General features: G+C 64.3%; 19 protein-coding genes and 1 tRNA gene. 11 read left to right on the top strand and 9 right to left on the bottom strand.

The window, feature by feature from the left end:
• Positions 1 to 139 precede the first annotated feature (139 nt).
• The 8 genes from AC1Q7Q_RS33300 to AC1Q7Q_RS33265 all read left to right on the top strand — a co-directional run bounded on the left by AC1Q7Q_RS33300 (position 140) and on the right by AC1Q7Q_RS33265 (position 5444).
• The gene (locus AC1Q7Q_RS33300) at positions 140 to 454 is read left to right on the top strand and encodes an ArsR/SmtB family transcription factor (protein WP_183035720.1); all 315 of its coding nucleotides are present in this window, start codon (positions 140 to 142) and stop codon (positions 452 to 454) included.
• Complete coding sequence (locus AC1Q7Q_RS33295; RefSeq protein ID WP_492376281.1) at positions 451 to 810, top strand: SRPBCC family protein; 360 nt, start codon at positions 451 to 453, stop codon at positions 808 to 810. The genes AC1Q7Q_RS33300 and AC1Q7Q_RS33295 overlap by 4 nt, the downstream gene beginning before the upstream one ends.
• A 45-nt stretch (positions 811 to 855) precedes the next feature.
• Positions 856 to 1467, top strand: coding sequence for an ATP-dependent Clp protease proteolytic subunit (locus AC1Q7Q_RS33290; RefSeq protein ID WP_492376282.1), 612 nt, complete (start codon positions 856 to 858; stop codon positions 1465 to 1467).
• 138 nt (positions 1468 to 1605) lie between these two features.
• Complete coding sequence (locus AC1Q7Q_RS33285) at positions 1606 to 2493, top strand: DUF4261 domain-containing protein (protein ID WP_492376283.1); 888 nt, start codon at positions 1606 to 1608, stop codon at positions 2491 to 2493.
• A 220-nt stretch (positions 2494 to 2713) separates the two neighbouring features.
• Positions 2714 to 2914 carry a hypothetical protein gene (locus tag AC1Q7Q_RS33280; protein ID WP_492376284.1) on the top strand — a complete coding sequence of 67 codons (201 nt, stop codon included), beginning with the start codon at positions 2714 to 2716 and terminating at the stop codon, positions 2912 to 2914.
• Positions 2915 to 3009: 95 nt separating this feature from the next.
• Positions 3010 to 3723: a hypothetical protein gene (locus AC1Q7Q_RS33275; RefSeq protein WP_492376285.1), complete on the top strand. Its 714-nt coding sequence runs from the start codon at positions 3010 to 3012 to the stop codon at positions 3721 to 3723.
• The gene (locus tag AC1Q7Q_RS33270) at positions 3704 to 5020 is read left to right on the top strand and encodes a hypothetical protein (RefSeq protein ID WP_492376286.1); all 1317 of its coding nucleotides are present in this window, start codon (positions 3704 to 3706) and stop codon (positions 5018 to 5020) included. Before AC1Q7Q_RS33275 ends, AC1Q7Q_RS33270 begins: the two co-directional genes overlap by 20 nt.
• A 28-nt stretch (positions 5021 to 5048) precedes the next feature.
• Positions 5049 to 5444, top strand: a complete 396-nt coding sequence (locus tag AC1Q7Q_RS33265) for a hypothetical protein (RefSeq protein ID WP_492376287.1) — start codon at positions 5049 to 5051, stop codon at positions 5442 to 5444.
• Between the two features lie 21 nt (positions 5445 to 5465).
• Here the strand turns inward: AC1Q7Q_RS33265 and AC1Q7Q_RS33260 are convergent, their stop codons facing one another.
• Genes AC1Q7Q_RS33260 through AC1Q7Q_RS33245 form a run of 4 tightly spaced genes read right to left on the bottom strand, consistent with a single transcriptional unit; the run spans position 5466 to position 10520 of the window.
• On the bottom strand, positions 5466 to 6128 hold the full coding sequence (locus AC1Q7Q_RS33260; protein ID WP_492376296.1) for a DUF2894 domain-containing protein: 663 nt from the start codon (positions 6126 to 6128) through the stop codon (positions 5466 to 5468).
• 7 nt (positions 6129 to 6135) lie between these two features.
• Positions 6136 to 6783 (bottom strand): OmpA family protein, encoded by a 648-nt coding sequence (locus AC1Q7Q_RS33255; protein ID WP_183035725.1) that lies wholly within the window; start codon positions 6781 to 6783, stop codon positions 6136 to 6138.
• On the bottom strand, positions 6780 to 9767 hold the full coding sequence (locus tag AC1Q7Q_RS33250; protein ID WP_492376288.1) for a DUF802 domain-containing protein: 2988 nt from the start codon (positions 9765 to 9767) through the stop codon (positions 6780 to 6782). Before AC1Q7Q_RS33250 ends, AC1Q7Q_RS33255 begins: the two co-directional genes overlap by 4 nt.
• A gap of 9 nt (positions 9768 to 9776) precedes the next feature.
• Complete coding sequence (locus tag AC1Q7Q_RS33245) at positions 9777 to 10520, bottom strand: DUF3348 domain-containing protein (protein WP_492376289.1); 744 nt, start codon at positions 10518 to 10520, stop codon at positions 9777 to 9779.
• 299 nt (positions 10521 to 10819) lie between these two features.
• Here AC1Q7Q_RS33245 and AC1Q7Q_RS33240 point away from each other — a divergent pair.
• A tRNA-Thr gene (locus AC1Q7Q_RS33240) sits at positions 10820 to 10894 on the top strand.
• A gap of 132 nt (positions 10895 to 11026) precedes the next feature.
• On the opposite strand, the gene AC1Q7Q_RS33235 is transcribed toward AC1Q7Q_RS33240, so the two are convergent.
• The 4 genes from AC1Q7Q_RS33235 to AC1Q7Q_RS33220 all read right to left on the bottom strand — a co-directional run bounded on the left by AC1Q7Q_RS33235 (position 11027) and on the right by AC1Q7Q_RS33220 (position 14666).
• A complete protein-coding gene (locus AC1Q7Q_RS33235; RefSeq protein ID WP_492376290.1) occupies positions 11027 to 11848 on the bottom strand; it encodes a DODA-type extradiol aromatic ring-opening family dioxygenase in 822 nt (273 codons plus the stop codon).
• 25 nt (positions 11849 to 11873) lie between these two features.
• Entirely contained in the window at positions 11874 to 12737 is an 864-nt protein-coding gene (locus tag AC1Q7Q_RS33230) for an IclR family transcriptional regulator (RefSeq protein ID WP_492376291.1), read from the bottom strand.
• 51 nt (positions 12738 to 12788) lie between these two features.
• Positions 12789 to 13919, bottom strand: a complete 1131-nt coding sequence (locus AC1Q7Q_RS33225) for an FAD-dependent monooxygenase (RefSeq protein ID WP_492376292.1) — start codon at positions 13917 to 13919, stop codon at positions 12789 to 12791.
• A 501-nt stretch (positions 13920 to 14420) separates the two neighbouring features.
• On the bottom strand, positions 14421 to 14666 hold the full coding sequence (locus AC1Q7Q_RS33220; RefSeq protein WP_492376293.1) for a helix-turn-helix domain-containing protein: 246 nt from the start codon (positions 14664 to 14666) through the stop codon (positions 14421 to 14423).
• A 396-nt stretch (positions 14667 to 15062) separates the two neighbouring features.
• On the opposite strand from AC1Q7Q_RS33220, the gene AC1Q7Q_RS33215 reads away from it, so the two are divergent.
• Positions 15063 to 15302 (top strand): DUF1484 family protein, encoded by a 240-nt coding sequence (locus AC1Q7Q_RS33215; RefSeq protein ID WP_492376294.1) that lies wholly within the window; start codon positions 15063 to 15065, stop codon positions 15300 to 15302.
• A gap of 177 nt (positions 15303 to 15479) precedes the next feature.
• Positions 15480 to 15875 (top strand): DUF1484 family protein, encoded by a 396-nt coding sequence (locus tag AC1Q7Q_RS33210; protein ID WP_492376295.1) that lies wholly within the window; start codon positions 15480 to 15482, stop codon positions 15873 to 15875.
• 310 nt (positions 15876 to 16185) lie between these two features.
• Here the strand turns inward: AC1Q7Q_RS33210 and AC1Q7Q_RS33205 are convergent, their stop codons facing one another.
• Positions 16186 to 16341, bottom strand: coding sequence for a helix-turn-helix domain-containing protein (locus AC1Q7Q_RS33205; RefSeq protein WP_492387263.1), 156 nt, complete (start codon positions 16339 to 16341; stop codon positions 16186 to 16188).
• Positions 16342 to 17190: the final 849 nt, after the last annotated feature.

The following is a 17190-nucleotide window of genomic DNA, read 5'->3' as shown; positions in this document are numbered from 1 at the left end:
GTGACAATTTCTTATAGTAAGCGGAATCAACTGGCCGAGGCTGAACGTGCAGCTAAGCGCGTCAGGGGTACCGGAGAAATACCGCGCATCAACCTTCGGCGTGCTTGTGATTCAGATAAGTATACGCTAATGTATTGTCATGATTGAAAACGACATCTTCAAGGCGCTGGCCGATCCGACCCGCCGCACGATCTTCGAGAAGCTGGCGGCTGGCAGCATGAACGCCAGTGCCTTGCGGCAAGGCATGGAGATCAGCCAGTCGGCCATGTCCCAGCACCTTTCGGTCCTGCGCAACGCCAGGCTGGTGCGTGAAGAGCGGCAAGGCCGTTTCGTGAATTACGAGGTCAACCCAGAGGGCCTGGCGCTCATCGCGGGCTGGCTGGCGAAGTATCGCGCCTACTGGCCTGCGCGCGTCGACACGTTGAAGGCTTTGCTGAAGGACATGGACCAATGAACGGCATGCAAACCGAAGGGCAGATGAGGGATCTGGTGCTCGAATACGAACTCGACGCGCCGCCCGAGAAGGTCTGGCGGGCAATCAGTATCCCCGCGTTTCGTGAGAAATGGCTGCCCCAGGGAGCATTGGCCGATGCCGAGCCGGTTTCTTCGACGCCAGATGAGGAAATTCGCTACAGGATGCGGGAGGAAGAGCCGCCTTTCCTCGAAAGCATCGTGACGCTGCAGCTCAGGCCCAATGCCGTTGGCGGCACCGTGCTTAGAATCATCCACATACTGAAAGACGCCCGACTAGAGCACCACGCGCGGACGGCTGCGAACGACCGCTGGCCCTACCTCATGCGCGCCGCCTGACGCCTCGCGCCGGCAACCGCAAATCTGGAAGACAGGAGTTCGCCAATGCGCGAAATGATGCAACTCGTCCCTACGGTCGTCGAGCAATCCAGCCGGGGAGAACGGTCCTTCGACATCTATTCGCGGCTTCTGCGCGAGCGAATCGTCTTCCTGAACGGTGAGGTCAACGATGCGGTATCCGCATTGGTCTGTGCGCAGCTCCTGTACCTGGAAGCCGAGAATCCGGCGAAGCCTATCCATCTCTACATCAACTCGCCCGGCGGGGTCATTACAAGCGGTCTCGCCATGTACGACACCATGCAATACATCAAAGCGCCGGTGCATACGTTGTGCATGGGAACTGCGCGCTCCATGGGCTCGTTTCTGCTGATGGCGGGTGAGCCAGGCGAAAGGGTGGCGCTCCCCAATGCGAGTCTGCACGTCCATCAACCGCTGGGCGGTTTTCAAGGGCAGGCGTCGGATTTCCTCATTCATGCCGAGGAGATGCAGCGGACCAAGCATCGTGTCACCCGGCTCTATGCCGAACATTGCGGGCGCACCTACGAGGAGGTCGAGCGTACCCTTGACAGAGACCGCCACATGACATCGGAGCAAGCGCTGGAATGGGGGCTGATCGACCGCGTTCTCATGCAACGGGAGCCGACATCGCTGCGGTGAGCGAGCGAGCCGAGCCCCCTGGCGCCGGCCAGGAGAACTCGGATCTTGATGCGGGAAGGCGACAGCTGTGATTGCGGCCTGTAAACTGGCGGCGCGATGCGTGGATATCGCGCTTACCTTACTCCGCCCGTACAACAGATGAACATCTTCTCCCGCTACTTCGGACGCGCCGACGAATCTGCCGATGCCACCGCCCTGACCGCCAACGCCGCTATCGAGAATCCGCTTAGCCTGCAGGTGCTGTTCTGCGGACCGCTCACGATGCAGGCGGCTACGTTGACGACCGCCTTGCGCGCCTTTCATCCCTCCATGAGCAAGGCCCGCGCCGAGATTGCGCCAGATATGCAGGAGTTGTTCGGGCTCATCGGCTGGGGCAAGCATGTGGTGCGGCTGATTGGTTTCGATGCCCCCTATCCGCAGGACTCGCTCGAAGCCTGCGTGGCGCCCGCAGCCTACCCGGCGCAGGTCAAGGACGAGGTACGCGCGCACACCAGCCACATCATCCTGTACTACGCTGGTTTTGACGACAATCCGCTGGAGCAGTACGTAGCGCTCGCCGCCGTAGCCGGCGCCCTGGCGGGCTTCGGTGCCCTGGCGGTGTTGAACGAGCATGCGCGCACCTCACTGCCCGCCGGTATCCTGGCGCCAGACAGTCTTGGCAGCGAGAGCCTGGAATTGCTGCGCAGCCTGCCGATCAATGCCCTCTACTGCGGGTTCGTCAAGTATGAAGTGCAGGATGTACAGGGCGTGTGGATGCGCACCTATGGCGGCGACCTGTTCGGACTCCCCGACTTTGCTGTGCTTGCCAGTGGGCACGAAGAGGGCCAGCGGTATGCCGACATCTTCAACAACATCATGGGCTATATGATGGAAAGCGGCGCGGAGCTGGCGGCCGGGCATACCATGCAGATCGGCGAATCCACCTATTTGAAATTGCGCGAGCCGGCCGAGGTGGAGTATTTTCTGGATGGCCCCGGAAAGGTGCTGGTTGCAGAGGTGATTACGGAGGCGCAGATCAATCTGTAGCACTGCGTAACGGTTGCCGCTTGACGAACATATTAGTGGCCCGGGGCCAGCGTACTCCTTCTCATGCGCCTTCGCGCGCGCAGGTGCGAGGCAGCCTGGCCGCGCGACAGTGGCGCTGCCGCGAACGCATCATCCACGCACTCAACGGAGAGTAGACATCGAAGACATCGCGTTTGGCCTCGGCCTGCTTTTGGGGGGCATTTCCGCAGCCGTCGGGAGCATGCAGCTGCGCTCGGTAATATGGCGCGTGGTTTTGCCGGCCAGCATGGCAATCGCAGCATTTTCCGCAGCGACAATCTGGGGGCGACCGTACTCGGGCCTTCTGGTTTTATTCATCAGCGTGGCCACCGGCAGTGGCTATCTGATCGGCATGCTGGCAACGCTTTTCACGCGGCGCGCCATCCATCGAAGGACAGGTTGACGCGCGGATGAACCAATGCGCCAGGCTGTCGCCGATCCAATTGCCTAGTCAACTTTGAAACGCTTACACCGAATTCCACCTGAATGCCCACCGCCTTGCAAAGACGCCTGACCACCCTGCGCCGCGCCGCGCAACAGAAGAACCACTTCGCCGTCGACATCATGAGAACACGACCTGGCAAGAGCGCAAGCATCCGGGCGCTGGCCTTCTGGATGCTCGCTCTTCTGTTCACGACGTCCGCATTTTCTCAGCAGTTCGACCGCGCGGCACAAGCGCAGCGTTATCGCGCATGGCAGCAGCAATTCGAAACCGACTTCGCCACGCTGCAGCAGCGGCGCAAGGCGGGCGCGCAGATCACTGAGGCGCAGATCGAGCAGGTTTTCGCAAAGTCAGTCGTGCCGGAATCGCGTGCCGTGCCGCTATTGAAGGCTCTGGCGGAACAGAGCGACATTAGCGCGGGCAGCGGCTTCGCGGTGGTGGGTGCGGGGCGCATCTTCTTCGACCTGCTGCGCGACGCGGTGCCGGCGGGTGACGGCGGCATCTATCCGGAGAACGAAGCGACGATCGGCGCGCACAACCTTAGCGTCTGGTATATGCACATCAACGGCGGCGGTGGCGACACCACGGAGCGCTACTTCAGCGACCCCAAGCGCTTCGAGCCCTATCGCCTGCCACCGGCGGGCAGGTTTGAGCGGCGTGCCTATCCCTTCCTGTTGATGGATGACAAGAGCGGCGCATTGCGCCTGGGCGGCGTCAGCGCCGAGTTCTGGAACCTGGTGTCCTACCTCCATGCCACGCAATTTCAATAGGCCTAGTCCAGCGCAAACGCTGGCACTGCTGCTCGCGCTTTCCGTCTCGCCGGTCGCTCACGCCGTGTGCGATCCGGCGGCCAGCGCCTCGGCTGCGATGACGCGGGTTGTGGTGGACTTTCCGCTGGACGAAGCGGGCACGCTGCTGGGCCTGGATGGCGCGCGCGTCAAGTCGGACAACCTGGACACGCCGCTGCGCATCTCCATTGCCGGCCGCGCGCGGGCTTTGCTATGGGCTGAGCAGGTCGACTGGTCGGTCTACGGCCTGCCCACGGACCAGCGCGTGGGCCCAACCGTGCTGTACTTCGATGATGCGGGCGACAGCGCGCGCCACCTGTGCCGCGTGGAGCAGTACCGCTTCACCGAAGCGTTCGAACAAAGGCGCGAGGCGCTGCTGAGTCCGGCGCAGAGCCTTCGTTACGCATCGGAGCGGCGGCACGGCCAGCCGGGCAATCGTGCCAACGATGCGCGTGCGGCCGGGCCTGAAGACTACAAGCGGGAGCGCACGCTCGTCCTGCGCTACGACGGCGCGGCACGCTTGGCTGGGTTCGACACGTATGACAGCGATGACGACGCGCCGCCAAAGCTGTCCAGCCAGCATTGCCTACGCTACGACAAGGCAGGCTGGCTTGCCTCGTCGGGCGAAGGGGCATGCGAGTCCGGCTCCGGCGAGACGGCCGCGCTGCGCTATGTGCATGATGCCGATGGCCACCTGCTGCGCATGATCCAGCGCGATGCCCATGGGCGGCGTGTGCAGGTGCGCACCTTCGACGCGCAAGGCAAGCCACAGCACCTGTACGTCAAGGAAAGCCCGAGCGAGGGCTACTCGTCGATAAACGCAGGCCTGCCGTATCGCTTGCCCGAAAGCCTGGGCGCCCAGGAGGGGCAGGACTCAAGCTATGCCGCGAGCAATCCCGCGCAATACACCATGGTACTGAACGGCCCGGACTGGCGTGTTCCATCGGTGGAGTCCTGGCATTACCCATGGAAGATCCTGCTGCTGCCCGGCGACGAGGCCGCGGGCGACATGATGGCGTTCAGCGCCGGGCAGCGCGAGGTGCTCGCCGCTGGCAACAGCGGGCGGGGCAGCGACATCCGCCTCACCGCGCAACAGAAGCGCAAGATCTGGGAAACCGCGCGCGCGCGTCCGGGCCGGGTGTTCTGGAACTATGCGCCGGGGCAGGACCTGGTGCTGGTGGCGGCAATGCCGGAGGCGTTGTGGCGGCAGTGCGCGGATACATCGGAGCTCACGGCGCAGGCTTGCGAAGCGCCGCCGATCGCCACGGGCAAACGCTAGATAGACGACCAAGCAGACAGATCAACCCATGCCAAGCGTTTCATTTTCCATTCGTTTTCTCTTTGCCTGCTGTCTTCTGGTCGCGACAGCCAATCACGTGCGGGCAGATTTTCAACATGGCTTTCTCTGGGACTACGGCTATGGGAATGGCGCGTACTTGGCCAGCCGGGTGTTCTGGGGCGCGCTGACGATTGTCGATCCCTTGGCGGCACTGCTTCTTTTCATCAAACCAAGGGTGGGCATTGCTCTCACCGCGGCAATCATTATTGTCGACGTCGTTCACAACACGTTTTACGTCGCATTGAATCGGCAATGGCTCGAGCCGTTCTATCTTTCGCAGGTGGGGTTCCTTCTGGCGGTGCTGCTCCTCGCACCTGTGGCGTGGCATCGTACGGCTCGCCGGGACGAACTAAGCCGATATTGACCCGTCGTCCTCCAAGCTGCGCTAGCGTGGCCTGCTGCGAGCGCTCGGCTTGATGCTCCCTGCGCGCGGCGCGTCTTTACCCGCCATGACACCGCCGCCGTTCATCTGCTCCATCCACGACAAGGCATCGACGTACGACAAGAACTGGTGGAGATATTCAGGCGACAGATCGCGCATCAGGGAGAGCGAGCGATGCACGAGGCGGCTCGAATTGAGCGGGCCGGCATTATCGGGCACTTGCTCCAGCGACTGCCGCAACCGTCGATCGGTGCTGACCCTGGACCAGGTTTCCCGGAAGTAGTCGAGCACCTCCATGTCCGGTAAGGACGCGCGACGGGGCACGCCAGCAATCGCCGCGGGGGCGCCGCGATCCGACGGCGCCCGGATGGCGATGTAGTTGACCAGTCCGGCCAGCGGCCCGCGAGGGGGAGCGCCTGGTAATGCTGTGCCGCCGACGTTGCCGTCCTTGCTGTCTTTGCAACCGGCGCTTTCAAGATCGCCGGCATAGGCCTCGAGTAGTTTGGCCAGCCTGCCGTCCAGGATGTGTCGCGCATCGCCGCTGTAGGCGGCCGCGCGTCGGGCCAGCGCCTCGATGAATCGAAAGCGGACAGGATTCAGGCGATCGGCGCCACGCGCGCGCCATGCGTCGAGCGTGGCAAGGGCGTCGTGGCCTTCGCCACCAATCTCGCCACTAATCACGCGGCTTCCCCGTTTCGTTGGACGGCCTCGGAATCGGTGCGATTTCCACGCGCCGGTTCTTGGCCCGTCCCTCGTCGTTGGCATTCGAGGTCACGGGCTGCTCGGCGCCGAAGGCGGCCGCAAACACCGAGGAGGGCGGGACGCCTTCATCGATCAACGCGCGGGTTACCGTCAGCGCGCGCTGGGCCGACAGCTCCCAGTTGTCGGCAAAGCGGCGGTTGGCCTCGCGCACCTGGCGGTCGTCGGTAAATCCGCTCACCATCAGGATCTCCTCGCGGGCCTGGAGGTAAGCGGACAGCGGCGCGGCCAGGCTCTTCAACACCTCCCGGCCTTCGGGCTGCAATTGATCGGAGTTGAGGGCAAACAACACGCTGCCCTTGATGCCGATGCGCCCGTTGACCAGCGTCACCCGGCCCGCCGCCAGCGGGCCAGCCAGCGCTTGCTCAAGGGCCTCGCGGCGATGCTTCTCCACCTGCCGCTGCTTGACCTCCTCCTCCAGCCTGGTCGAGAGTTCAAGCTGCACGCCGATGACGCTCACCAGGATCAGCACAAAGGCGCCCAGCAGTACCGACATCAGGTCACCGAAGACGGCCCAGATCGGCACGGTCGGCTCCACGCCGGCGTCGATCTCCTCGCTCATGCCGCTTCAGCGCTGGCGGGCGCCCGCTGTGCTGCGAGATGTTGCAGGTTTTCGACGATCTGCTTCTGCGACAGCATGCTCAGGTCGATGACTTCCCTGGCCTGTGCGACGTAATAGGCAAGCTGTTCGTCGCTACGCGCGGCGGACTTGTCCAGCGCGGCTTCGATGCGCTGCAGGTGGGCCACCAGCTTGTCGTTCGACTCGCCGAACAGCTGCACCGCCATGCCGAAGGCTTCGCCCAGGCTTGCCACCTCGACGGCGCTGCCGGTGACCTGCGCGGCGACGGCTTCCAGCTTCCCGGCTTCAGCCTCGACCTTGTCGGTGAACCGGGTGCCAACACGATCCAGCAGATCCGCCGTCGTGCCCACCAGCGCGTCGACGGCCGTGCGCTGCTCGGTGGAGGCGTGGTTCACGGCATCGAGCAGGGTTTCGAGCGTTTCCAGCAAGCGGCCACGTTCCTCCAGCATCGCGTTGTCGCGGACCATGCTGTCCGAGAGCTTCTGGCGCAATTCGCCAATGACATCGGCGGCTGCCTTGGGGGCTTCCGAAGCGGCTTGCACGAGCCGGGCGATCTCGGCGATGGTGTTGCTGGCATGCGCCTGCGTCTGGGCCGAGATGTCGCGCGCGGTTTGCGCCAGCGTGTCGCAGACTTCCTGCTGCCGGCTGGCGTTGTGCGTGCCTGCCTGCTCCCATTCCTGGCGCAGCGTCGCCGCCATCGTGCCGAGCGTATCGGTCCAGGCCGCCAGCCGCTGCTGGTCCCGCGCGGCCAGTTCCGCTTTCAGGTCCGCATGCGATTGGCCCACGGTGCGCACCAGCGACGCAGAGTGCTGCTCGAACGTCGCCGCGGCCGCCGCCAGGGCGTGTTGGTTGTCGCCCGCCAGTTTTTCGCTGACGCGTTCGTGGTGGGAGAGCGCGTTGTTCCATGCTTCCGACATGCCGCTTGTCGCGGTTTCCAGGCGGGCGGAGACGCTTTCCAGCAGCTTGGGGGCCGCCGAAGCGGCTTGCACGAGCCGGTCGATCTCGGCGACGGTGTTGCTGGCGTGCGCCTGCGTCTGGGCCGAGATGTCGCGCACACTCTGCGCCAGCGTGTCGCAGATTTCCTGCTGCCTGCTGACGTTGTGCGTGCCTGCCTGCTCCCACTCCTGGCGCAGCGATGCCGCCATCGTGCCGAGCGTATCGGTCCAGGCCGCCAGCCGCTGCTGGTCTCGCGCAGCCAGTTCCGCTTGCAGGTCCGCATGCGACTGGCCCATGGTGCGCACCAGCGATGCCGAGTGCTGCTCGAACGTTGCCGCGGCCGCCGCCAGGGCGTGTTGGTTGTCGCCCGCCAGTTTTTCGCTGACGCGCTCGTGCTGGGAGAGCGCGTTGTTCCACGCTTCCGACATGCCACTTGTCGCGGTCTCGAGGCGGGCGGAGACGCTTTCCAGCAGCTTGGGGGCCGCCGAAGCGGCTTGCACGAGCCGGTCGATCTCGACGAGGGTGTTGCTGGCGTGTGCTTGCGTCTGGGCGGAAATGTCGCGCACGCTCTGCGCCAGCGTGTCGCAGATTTCCTGCTGCCGGCTCGCGGTGTGCGCGCCCGTCAGTTCCCACTCCTTGCGCAGCGTCGCAGCCAGCGTGCCGAGCGTATCGGCCCAGGCCGCCAGCCGCTGCTGGTCTCGCCCAGCCAGTTCCGCTTGCAGGTCCGCATGCGACTGGCCTACCGTGCGAACGAGTGCCGTCGATTGCTGCTCTAGGCTCGCCGCGGCAGCCGCCAAAGCGTTTTGATTGTCGCCCGCCATTTTCTGGCTGACGCGCTCGTGCTGGGATAGCGCGTGGTTCCAGGCCGCCGACAGGCTGCCGGTCGTGGCTTCCAGGCGGGTGGAGACGCCCTCCAGCAGGCCTGCGGAGCGTTGCTCGAAGGTGTCGGTGAACCGGGAGAGCGAGGTGCGCAGGTCCTGGGTAAGCGCTTCGCTCGATCGCTGGTGCCCCGCCAGCGCATCGTTCCAGATGCCGGCCACGGTGGTGGTGGTCGCCTCGAAACCGGTCGACAGGCCGTCCAGCTGCCGCTGCACGGCCTGCGTGACGGTGTCTTGCAGCGCGGCTGTCCCGCGCGCGAGGCTTGCCATGGTGGCCTCCACCGCCGGCTGGAGCGCCGCACCGGCGGCGCGGGCGCTATCGGCGACGCTCTCCTTCAAGGATTGCTCCACCGAGGAAGCCAGGCGGGTGTACGCGGCCTCGGCCTTGCCGTGGAAAGCGTCCTGGTTGGCGAGCTGGCGCTCGTGCAAGGCCAGGCTCTGCTGTTCCATGGCCGCCATCATGGCCTGCAGCCGATCGACCAAGGTGGGCATCACCTCGGCCTGCCGCTGCAGGAGCTTGAAGGTCTCCTCGCGCTGGTGGGACAGCGAGTAGATGCGCAATGTCGTCGCGATCCTGGTGTCGAGCATCTGCGCCGCTTGTGTCCGCTCGCGGCGGCACAACGTCGAAAGCAGCCCCAGCATCGCGGAGGTGGCCACGCCCGCGACCGAAGTGCCGAATGCAAATCCCAGGCCCTTGACCGGCGCGGCCAGCGAGGCGCGGATGGCCTGCAAGTCCGTCGCGCTTTCCAGCGCCATGCCGGTGCCTTTCAGGGTGGCCACCATGCCCAGGAACGTACCCAGCATGCCCAGCAACACCAGCAAGCCCACCAGATACGGCGTGAGCGACGGACCCGGCAAGCCCACGCGCTCACCTTCGATGCGCAGGCGCGTCGCATTGCGCAGGCTCGCAGGCAATAGCGCCAGCCAGGCATCCAGGCTGGCCGGCGGCTCGGACAGGCCAGCTATGGCCCGCGCCAAGGTGGACGTGGCCTGGTGATAGCGCCGCAGCTCGAGTGCGCCTGCCACATAGCAGGCGCCGATCAGCATGGTGACAGCCAGCGCCAGGGGGTTCGAGCCGGCGTAGCCGACACCGATCCAGCACACCGCGGCCAGACCGACCAGAAAAACAGCGAAGTTAAGATATCTGGACATGGCGTCCTGTTAGCTGGAGCGAAGGGCGGCAAGCAGCCCTTCGACCGGTTGAAAACGAATATCCAGTTCGGCAAGCAGTACGCTGCGCATATCCCTGCGGAACACGTCCAGCCATGCGCCGGACGTGACCGCCGCGGGCTCGCCCGAGGCCTGGGCATCGGCCAGCATTGCCTGCTCGGCCTGGCGCAAGCGCGCGAAGTGACCTTCCAGCAAAGCGGGCACGCCACCAAGCAGGCTGCGCTCGCGCGCACCCAGTGCCCCCTCCATGACAGCATCCACCGCTGCGAGCTGCGACAGGGCGGGCGTCCTGGCGGCCAGCATCGCCCGCAGGCGGCCGCGCAAGCTGCCGATATCGGTCTCCATCGCCTGCTGCATTGAGAGATAACGCTGACGATAAGTCGCGTAATCGACCGCTGCATCCATGGAATCTCCCTGGGCAGGCGCTTGCGGTTGCCCGCGCCGCTTGGCGGAAGCAACGGCGCTATCGCCTGCGATGGCATTTGCCAGCGCGGCTCGCACACGGTCGCACGCAAGCGCCTCGGCGCTGCCGAAGGCGCGCGCGCCCGGGCCTACCGACGGCGGGTTGCCGTTCAGGGCCGTGGACAGTTCGATGGCATCGGCCCAGCCGAGCCACTGGCTCAGTCGGTCCGAGAGCGATTGTCTGGGTTCGGGAACATCGACGTCCGCAAGGCGCGCAAGCAAGCGAATGAGCGTCGGGCCGCTGCAACCTGTGTGCTGTGGAGCTTGCACCATACCGGCTGAATCAAAAACCCTGCAGTTTACACGCCAGCGAGGGGTGGACCTACCGCATTTCGCTTTGAATTGCGAATACCCACGCAGAGTCACATCGGAATCACATGCCGCGAGATATTTCTGCCGGAACAGAGATGGAAACTTTCGCGATTAAGGGGTTGCCGAGCAGGGTCGATTAGTCCATAATGCAGTCCATTGATTCGGCGGGAACTCAAAAAATTCCTTAAAAATCAATGGGTTAGAGTGATTTTTGATGGTAAGAATAAAGTAGTAAGGTAGTAAAGCAACGCGCAATCGTTGCCCATGTGGCTCAGTGGTAGAGCACTCCCTTGGTAAGGGAGAGGTCGGCAGTTCGATCCTGCCCATGGGCACCATGTCTTTTCCCCAGGTCCCCAGGTTCGCGTTCTTCGCGCGGGCTCATCAAGCTAGCTGGCGCCGACAAGCTGTTCCTCCCGGCCCACGCTACTCTCGCCAATGCGGAATCCCGCACCGGCTGCCTTCAAGTTTCAGCTTCCCCCAAACATAAAGCTCGACACGGTGATGCCGCCGGCGAAGTCGTCTTCGTGGTAGACGCGCGTGGCAATGTCGTCTTCGGCCGCACCCACGGCAACCATCAATGGCAACAAGTGCTCTTCTCGCGGATGGGCCTGCCGGGCGGCGGGTGCGCTTTCCCAGCCTGTTAGCGCGGCAGTGCGCTGCGCTGGGGTGGTTGTCGTCAAGGCTTGCTGGAGCCAGGCATCGAATGCAGCCGATGGTGCTTTCCCAGCGGGGCCGAATGCGCGCAGGTTGTGGTAGCTCAGCCCGCTGCCCACGATGAGGATGCCTTCGTGGCGCAGCGGCACCAACGCTCGCCCGAGTGCGAGATGCGTTTGCGGATCGAGCCCGCGCTTGAGCGAGAGCTGCACGGTCGGCATATCGGCGTCGGGATAGATGGCGGCCATCGGCGCAAACATGCCATGGTCGAAGCCGCGCAGCGGATCGAGCCGCGCGGCCAGGCCGGCGTCCTCGAGCAAACCTTGCACGCGCGCGGCGAGCTGCGGTGCGCCCGGTGCCGCGTACTGAATCTGGTAGGTGTAATCCGGGAAGCCGTAGTAGTCATAGATCATGGGCGGCTTCGGGTTGGCCATGACCGTGAATTCCGGCTCTTCCCAGTGCGCCGAAATCATCAGGACGGCCTTGGGCGCACTGCCCGTGCGTTGTACCAGTTGTGGCATCTGCTGCAGCGCGGCCTTGAGCTTGTCGTAGCGGTTGCCCATCTGGTCCTCCATCCAGGGCCAGGGCCCGCCGCCATGCGAGATGAAGAATGTAGGGAGTGCAGGCGTTGTCATCCGGGCGTCTCCTGTTGACGTGGTGTCAGTGTGGGTGGCGCTGCCCGGCGGCGTAGCCGAGCAGGCCGGACAAATCGCGTGCGGCACGCTTGACCTCGCGCTCCACGCGTTCGCGAAGATCGGGGTCGCGCTCGAAACGAATGTCCGGGCCGGCCACGCTGATGGCAGCCACCGTGGCGCCACTGGCGTCGAATACGGGTGCCGCGCAAGAGTCGATGCCGGGCTCGAACGCAGAGAAGCTCCAGGCGCAGCCGCGCTCGCGGTCGGCGGCGAGGATGTCGCCCAGGCGGGCATACGTGGCCGGGCTTTGCCCGGTGACGGTCGCGAGCGGTTCCTCGCCGAGACGCCCGCGCAGCGTGTCTTCCGGCAGGCCGGCAATCAGCATGCGGCCGGGCGTGGTGAGGTGCGCCGGCACCCGGCTGCCAACCTGGATATTGCTGACCAGCGAGGTCTGAGGCATATCGCGCAGCAGGTAGAGCACGTCGCCGCCATCCAGCACGCCGAGATAGGCGGAGAGCCGCAGCGATTCGCTCAGGGTGGCCAGCACGCGCCGCGCAAAGACCGTGAGATCCTTGCCTGCCAGCACCTTTGCGCCCAGCTTGAGCAGAGCGAAGCCCGCCTGGTGGCCGCCCTGCGGCAGCCGCTCCACCATGCCTTCGTGTTCCAGCGTGGCGAGCAGGCGCATCACGGTGACGCGGTTCACGTCGATGCGCCGGCCGACTTCGCTCAGGTTGGTGGTGGACCCACCTTCCGCGATAAAGCGCAGCAGCCGCATGGCGCGGATCACCGGGCTGACCAGTTGCGTCTTGTCTTCGTCGCCGCCGTCGGCGAGATCGGCGGCATCGCTAGCGTCGGGCACGGGCTGGTTCAGCTTGGGGTTCTTGCTCATCGGTTCCGTGGAAAGGGGGGGGGCGGCGAGGTCAGCCTGCGGACTTGGTGCTTAGCCGAGGGCTACCTGCCAGGCGTTGTAATCGTACACCCAGTCCGCGTTGCCGCCTTCCTTGAGCCAGGCATTGCTGCGCGAGCCGATCTGGATGCGGCTGGTGCGCTCAAAGCGCGCGGCCCGGTAGCGTGCGAGCGCGCTGGGGATGTCGTCGCCATTGGCTTCGGCCAGGCAGCGCGCCAGTACCACGCCATCCTCGATGGCCATGCCGGCACCTTGCGCCATGAAAGGCATCATCGGGTGGCAGGCGTCGCCCATCAGCGCGACGTTGCCGGCCGACCAGGCGGGCAGCGGGTCGCGCACGTAGAGGGCGGAGATCAGCACGTCGTCGCAGGCATCAAGCAGCGCGCGCGCTTCGGCATGGAAGCCAGCGTAGGCTGCGCGCACGTCTTCCACACGACCCGGCGTGGTCCAGGATTCGTTGCGCCAGGCTTCCTGCGCCACGGTGGCGAAGATAAAGATCTCGCGCCCGCGGTTGAGGGGGAAGGTGACGATCTGCGACGTCGCCTCCGGGCCCCACCACTTGGTGAAGGCCTGCAGGTTCGGCACGCCGGCAAGGCGCTCGGCGGGCACCACCGCGCGGTAGGCCACCACGCCGGTGAAGACCGGATGCTCGGGCCCGAACAGCGCGGTGCGCACGGCCGAGTGGATGCCGTCGGCACCGATCAGCACATCCACGTCTTCCTGCGTGCCATCGGCGAAATGCAGCGTGGCGCCGGCCGCATGCCGCTCGATCTGCGTCGCCTTCTTGCCCAGCTTGACACAGGCTGCCGGCAGCGCGGCTTCCAGCGCGGTCATCAGGTCGCCGCGGTGCATGGTGAGCTGCGGCGCGCCGTAGCGGATCTGCGCCTCGTCGGACATGGCCAGCCGCGAGGTCTCCTCGCCGGTGTTCCACACCCGGCTGATGCGGTGGCTGGGCCGCGCGGCGGTCTCGCGCAATGCCTCGCCCACGCCCAGGCCATCCAGCGCGCGCACGGCATTGGGCGTGAGATTGATGTCCGCGCCGACCCGCGCGAAGCGCGAGGCTTGCTCGAACACCACCACGTCCTTCCCGAGCTTGCGCAGCGCAATCGCCGCGGCGAGTCCGCCGATGCCGGCGCCGTTGATGCCAATCTTTTGTGATGCCATGGTGCTTGTTCCTCTGGGGTCGCCTTGGTGTGGGCCCGGGTGTGCGCCTCGCTGCTCAGCGGTTGCACTTGCCGGTGTATATGTTCAAATATGAACGTAATGTTCATAAAAGAATATAAAGACGAAGTGGGGATGTCAATCCGAGGGTTTACGCGGGGAGCACGAAAAAAGAGGCCGCATTAGGGCCTCAGGGGAAGTGGAGTGGGGGCGATGCGTTGGCGGTAGTGCTCCGGAGGACCTGGCCGGCCGGAAATCGAAGCCGGCAGCTTGCTGCCGAGCGCTGATCACTCTGAAATCTGCCGCCATACGCCAGCGGTGATCTCCACCTCTGGAGCGTCGTCGTTGGCAATGGCTTGCCAGGCACGCGGCGGCATGCCATGTCCGGGACCCCAGAGCATCGAGCCGGGTTTGCCGTTGTTCGCCGCCGGTCAGAGTGCAAGCGTGGGCCGATGCCCGGCGTGTTCGTGGAGTTGGACCTCCCGAGTCGGCTAGGGTTGACGCTTAGAGCTTGGCAATACCCATCAACTCCGCGACCGTAACGTCAAGCGCAGTCGCAATTCTCAAAAGATGCATCATCCCCAGGTTTTGCCCTCCGCGCTCCACCGAACTCATATAGGAGCGGTCGATGCCGGCCCGATGGGCAAGCTCTTCCTGGGAAAGGCCACGCCGAAGGCGGACCTCTCTGATCGCGGATCCCAACTGAACAAGAGGGGCGGCACCACCGTGCCTTGGGGAAGCTATTGGCATTTCGCCATGCTCGGTCTATGATGACGATAAGACCACGGACGATATTACCCAGGCGCGCCACACCAGCGAATGGAGAGGGCTCTGAACACGCTTGTCAGACTTCGGAATATCGCCGCCACTGAATCAAAAACGGGATCCCTGTAGCAGTCCCTCACAAGAGGGGACCTGCAGGACATGACCGGGGTAACCGCAGTGCCCGGCACCCGCCAGAAGCTTGGCGGGCAACCGGTTGTTGAGCATCTGGGGAGCGAGGCAATCGCGCCCCCTCGGCCGGTCGGCCTAATGCAGCAAGCCGACACGGGCGGGACGATTAATCGACACACCCTGCCATTCGCCAAAAAGGTGATCCCATGACCGCGCGTCTGAAAACTCTCGCTCCCGCCGCCGATCGCCAGCATGCTTGCCCAAGCGCTGCTGCCGGAGGAGTCCACGCCTGCGCCGACTGACTCCACTCGCGAAACCATCCACCAATCCTGCCACGACCTCCTGCGCGTCAGCGCAGGCCTGGAATCCCTCCTGCTCCTGCTGGAGCTACAGGCCGACGAGCAAGCCGCCAACAACGGCCTACATGCCCTGCTGGCGCCGCTAAAGCAGCAGTTGGACCAGGCAGTGAACCGCGTGCAAGCACTGTACTGAGCCGCACCCGTTGCCCACACCTGCACTGCGGCTCGCGAGGCCGCAGGTGGTGGGGATACACACGCCTATCGAAGCAAGCCCCAGCCGCCGCCCCGTGCCGGGACGATGGTCGCCAACGCCGCCCATCGCCATATCGATGTCTGAGTTCGCACCCCGATCACAAAACAGGAGGTACCCATGACCGCCCGCCAACGTCGCCCGCGCACCGCTGCCGAAGCACGGGAAGCCGCCGTGGAAGCCAGGCTGATAGCCGAGCCCTTGCTGCCGGACCACGAAGCGGATCCGAGCCACGAGACTGCCCACCAAGGCTGCCACGAACTGCTGCGCATCAGTGCGCATCTGGAATCCGTCATCACGCTGCTGAACCTGCACGCGGGCGATAGCCGCCTGCATGCCTTGCTGACACCGCTAAAACAGCAGTTGGACCAGGCAGTGAACCGGTGCAGGCGCTGTACCCGGGCCTGCGGGGGGCGTTCGGTATCCGCACCCGTGTCTCGAAGTGAGGATGTCAATCCGAGGGCTTACGCGGGGAGAACGAAAAAAGAGGCCGCATTGGGGCCTCAGGGGAAGTGAAATGGGAGGAGCAGGGGTGATGCGTTGGCGGTAGTCCGCCGGAGGAACTGGCCGGCAGGAAACCGAAGCCGGCAGCTTACTGCCTAGCGCTGATCACTCCGAAATCCGCTGCCATATGCCAGCGGTGAACTTCACCTCTGAAACGCCGTCGTTGGCAATGGCTTGCCAGGCACGCGGCGGCATGCCATGTCCGGGACCCCAGAGCATCGAGCCGGGTTTGCCGTTGTTCGCCGCCGGTCAGAGTACAAGCGTGGGCCGATGCCCGGCGTGTTCCTGGAGTTGGACCTCCCGAGTCGGCTAGGGTTGACGCTTAGAGCTTGGCAACACCCATCAACTCCGCGACCGTAACGTCAAGCGCAGTCGCAATTCTCAAAAGATGCATCATCCCCAGGTTTTGCCCTCCGCGCTCCACCGAACTCATATAGGAGCGGTCGATGCCGGACCGATGGGCCCCCGACGAGCAAATTCCACGGATTCGACGGGCTGGAAAAGATTGAAAACCCCGAAAACCCTGCTGTCTCTCACAGCATAGGCATCGTTGACAGGCTGTCGTCGGCTCGCGTCAATTTCAATACGTGGACTGCCTTCCTTCGCCCGCATCCCTCTGGTCATCGACACGCGTGCCTCGCCCTCACAATGTAGGGTGAAGCCTCGCTGTCAGGCCGCCGTCATAAGCGGACACCTTCCTTCCTCTCGCCCCTCTGCGAGCGATCGCTGCCCCTGTGGAAAGATCGGTTGAGACTCTGAATTCAGTCTTACTAACATCTGATTAAAACATGGCCGTTATTGTGGGCCAAATTGTTAATTTTTTGTTAAATCCACTGACTGATTCGTTTGCTGAACCATCAGAAGCGAATAAACACCGAAAGATTGGGAAATTTCCCAAAGTTCTGGCGATTTCACTCTGTTAATGTCGCGTCAAAATCCAGCGCGACAGAATTGCAGCGACCTCGTTGAGCATGGGAAGCGTCCCACGCATCGTCTTATCCGATTTCGTCTACGCGCACCTTAGGAATGGTAGGAGCCCTGTGCGGTATGGCGAGACCGGGATGAGGCACCAAGGGAAGACGGTCACCGCAATGGCGGCGCACGGCCTGCGCCCTTAAGCGCTGGCCTGTGGGCGCTCCCGCTCACGGACACTTGCCTTGCCGCCGGCGTGGTGCCCGATGGCGGCACCACTGCGCCCACAGTCACGGTTGGGGGGGGCAATGGCCGCACACCGTTGGCATCACCAATGCGGTTGGCGTGCCGCTCGCGCAGCCCAGCTACCTGGGCACAAAGGCGCCGCTTTTTTTGGCCACGCTCAACTGGACCT

This window comes from Cupriavidus sp. GW823-FHT07A04 (genome assembly GCF_058794615.1).
The sequence above is the reverse complement of the archived record's forward strand: the minus strand, read 5'-3'. Positions and strand labels throughout refer to the sequence as shown.

Bases quoted from the DNA above. Each gene is read 5' to 3' on its own strand.
- AC1Q7Q_RS33300 (WP_183035720.1), top strand. From the start codon at position 140: ATGATTGAAAACGACATCTTCAAGGCGCTGGCCGATCCGACCCGCCGC.
- AC1Q7Q_RS33295 (WP_492376281.1), top strand. From the start codon at position 451: ATGAACGGCATGCAAACCGAAGGGCAGATGAGGGATCTGGTGCTCGAA.
- AC1Q7Q_RS33290 (WP_492376282.1), top strand. From the start codon at position 856: ATGCGCGAAATGATGCAACTCGTCCCTACGGTCGTCGAGCAATCCAGC.
- AC1Q7Q_RS33285 (WP_492376283.1), top strand. From the start codon at position 1,606: ATGAACATCTTCTCCCGCTACTTCGGACGCGCCGACGAATCTGCCGAT.
- AC1Q7Q_RS33280 (WP_492376284.1), top strand. From the start codon at position 2,714: ATGCAGCTGCGCTCGGTAATATGGCGCGTGGTTTTGCCGGCCAGCATG.
- AC1Q7Q_RS33270 (WP_492376286.1), top strand. From the start codon at position 3,704: ATGCCACGCAATTTCAATAGGCCTAGTCCAGCGCAAACGCTGGCACTG.
- AC1Q7Q_RS33265 (WP_492376287.1), top strand. From the start codon at position 5,049: ATGCCAAGCGTTTCATTTTCCATTCGTTTTCTCTTTGCCTGCTGTCTT.
- AC1Q7Q_RS33255 (WP_183035725.1), bottom strand. From the start codon at position 6,783: ATGAGCGAGGAGATCGACGCCGGCGTGGAGCCGACCGTGCCGATCTGG.
- AC1Q7Q_RS33250 (WP_492376288.1), bottom strand. From the start codon at position 9,767: ATGTCCAGATATCTTAACTTCGCTGTTTTTCTGGTCGGTCTGGCCGCG.
- AC1Q7Q_RS33245 (WP_492376289.1), bottom strand. From the start codon at position 10,520: ATGGTGCAAGCTCCACAGCACACAGGTTGCAGCGGCCCGACGCTCATT.
- AC1Q7Q_RS33235 (WP_492376290.1), bottom strand. From the start codon at position 11,848: ATGACAACGCCTGCACTCCCTACATTCTTCATCTCGCATGGCGGCGGG.
- AC1Q7Q_RS33230 (WP_492376291.1), bottom strand. From the start codon at position 12,737: ATGAGCAAGAACCCCAAGCTGAACCAGCCCGTGCCCGACGCTAGCGAT.
- AC1Q7Q_RS33225 (WP_492376292.1), bottom strand. From the start codon at position 13,919: ATGGCATCACAAAAGATTGGCATCAACGGCGCCGGCATCGGCGGACTC.
- AC1Q7Q_RS33220 (WP_492376293.1), bottom strand. From the start codon at position 14,666: ATGCCAATAGCTTCCCCAAGGCACGGTGGTGCCGCCCCTCTTGTTCAG.
- AC1Q7Q_RS33215 (WP_492376294.1), top strand. From the start codon at position 15,063: ATGCTTGCCCAAGCGCTGCTGCCGGAGGAGTCCACGCCTGCGCCGACT.
- AC1Q7Q_RS33210 (WP_492376295.1), top strand. From the start codon at position 15,480: ATGACCGCCCGCCAACGTCGCCCGCGCACCGCTGCCGAAGCACGGGAA.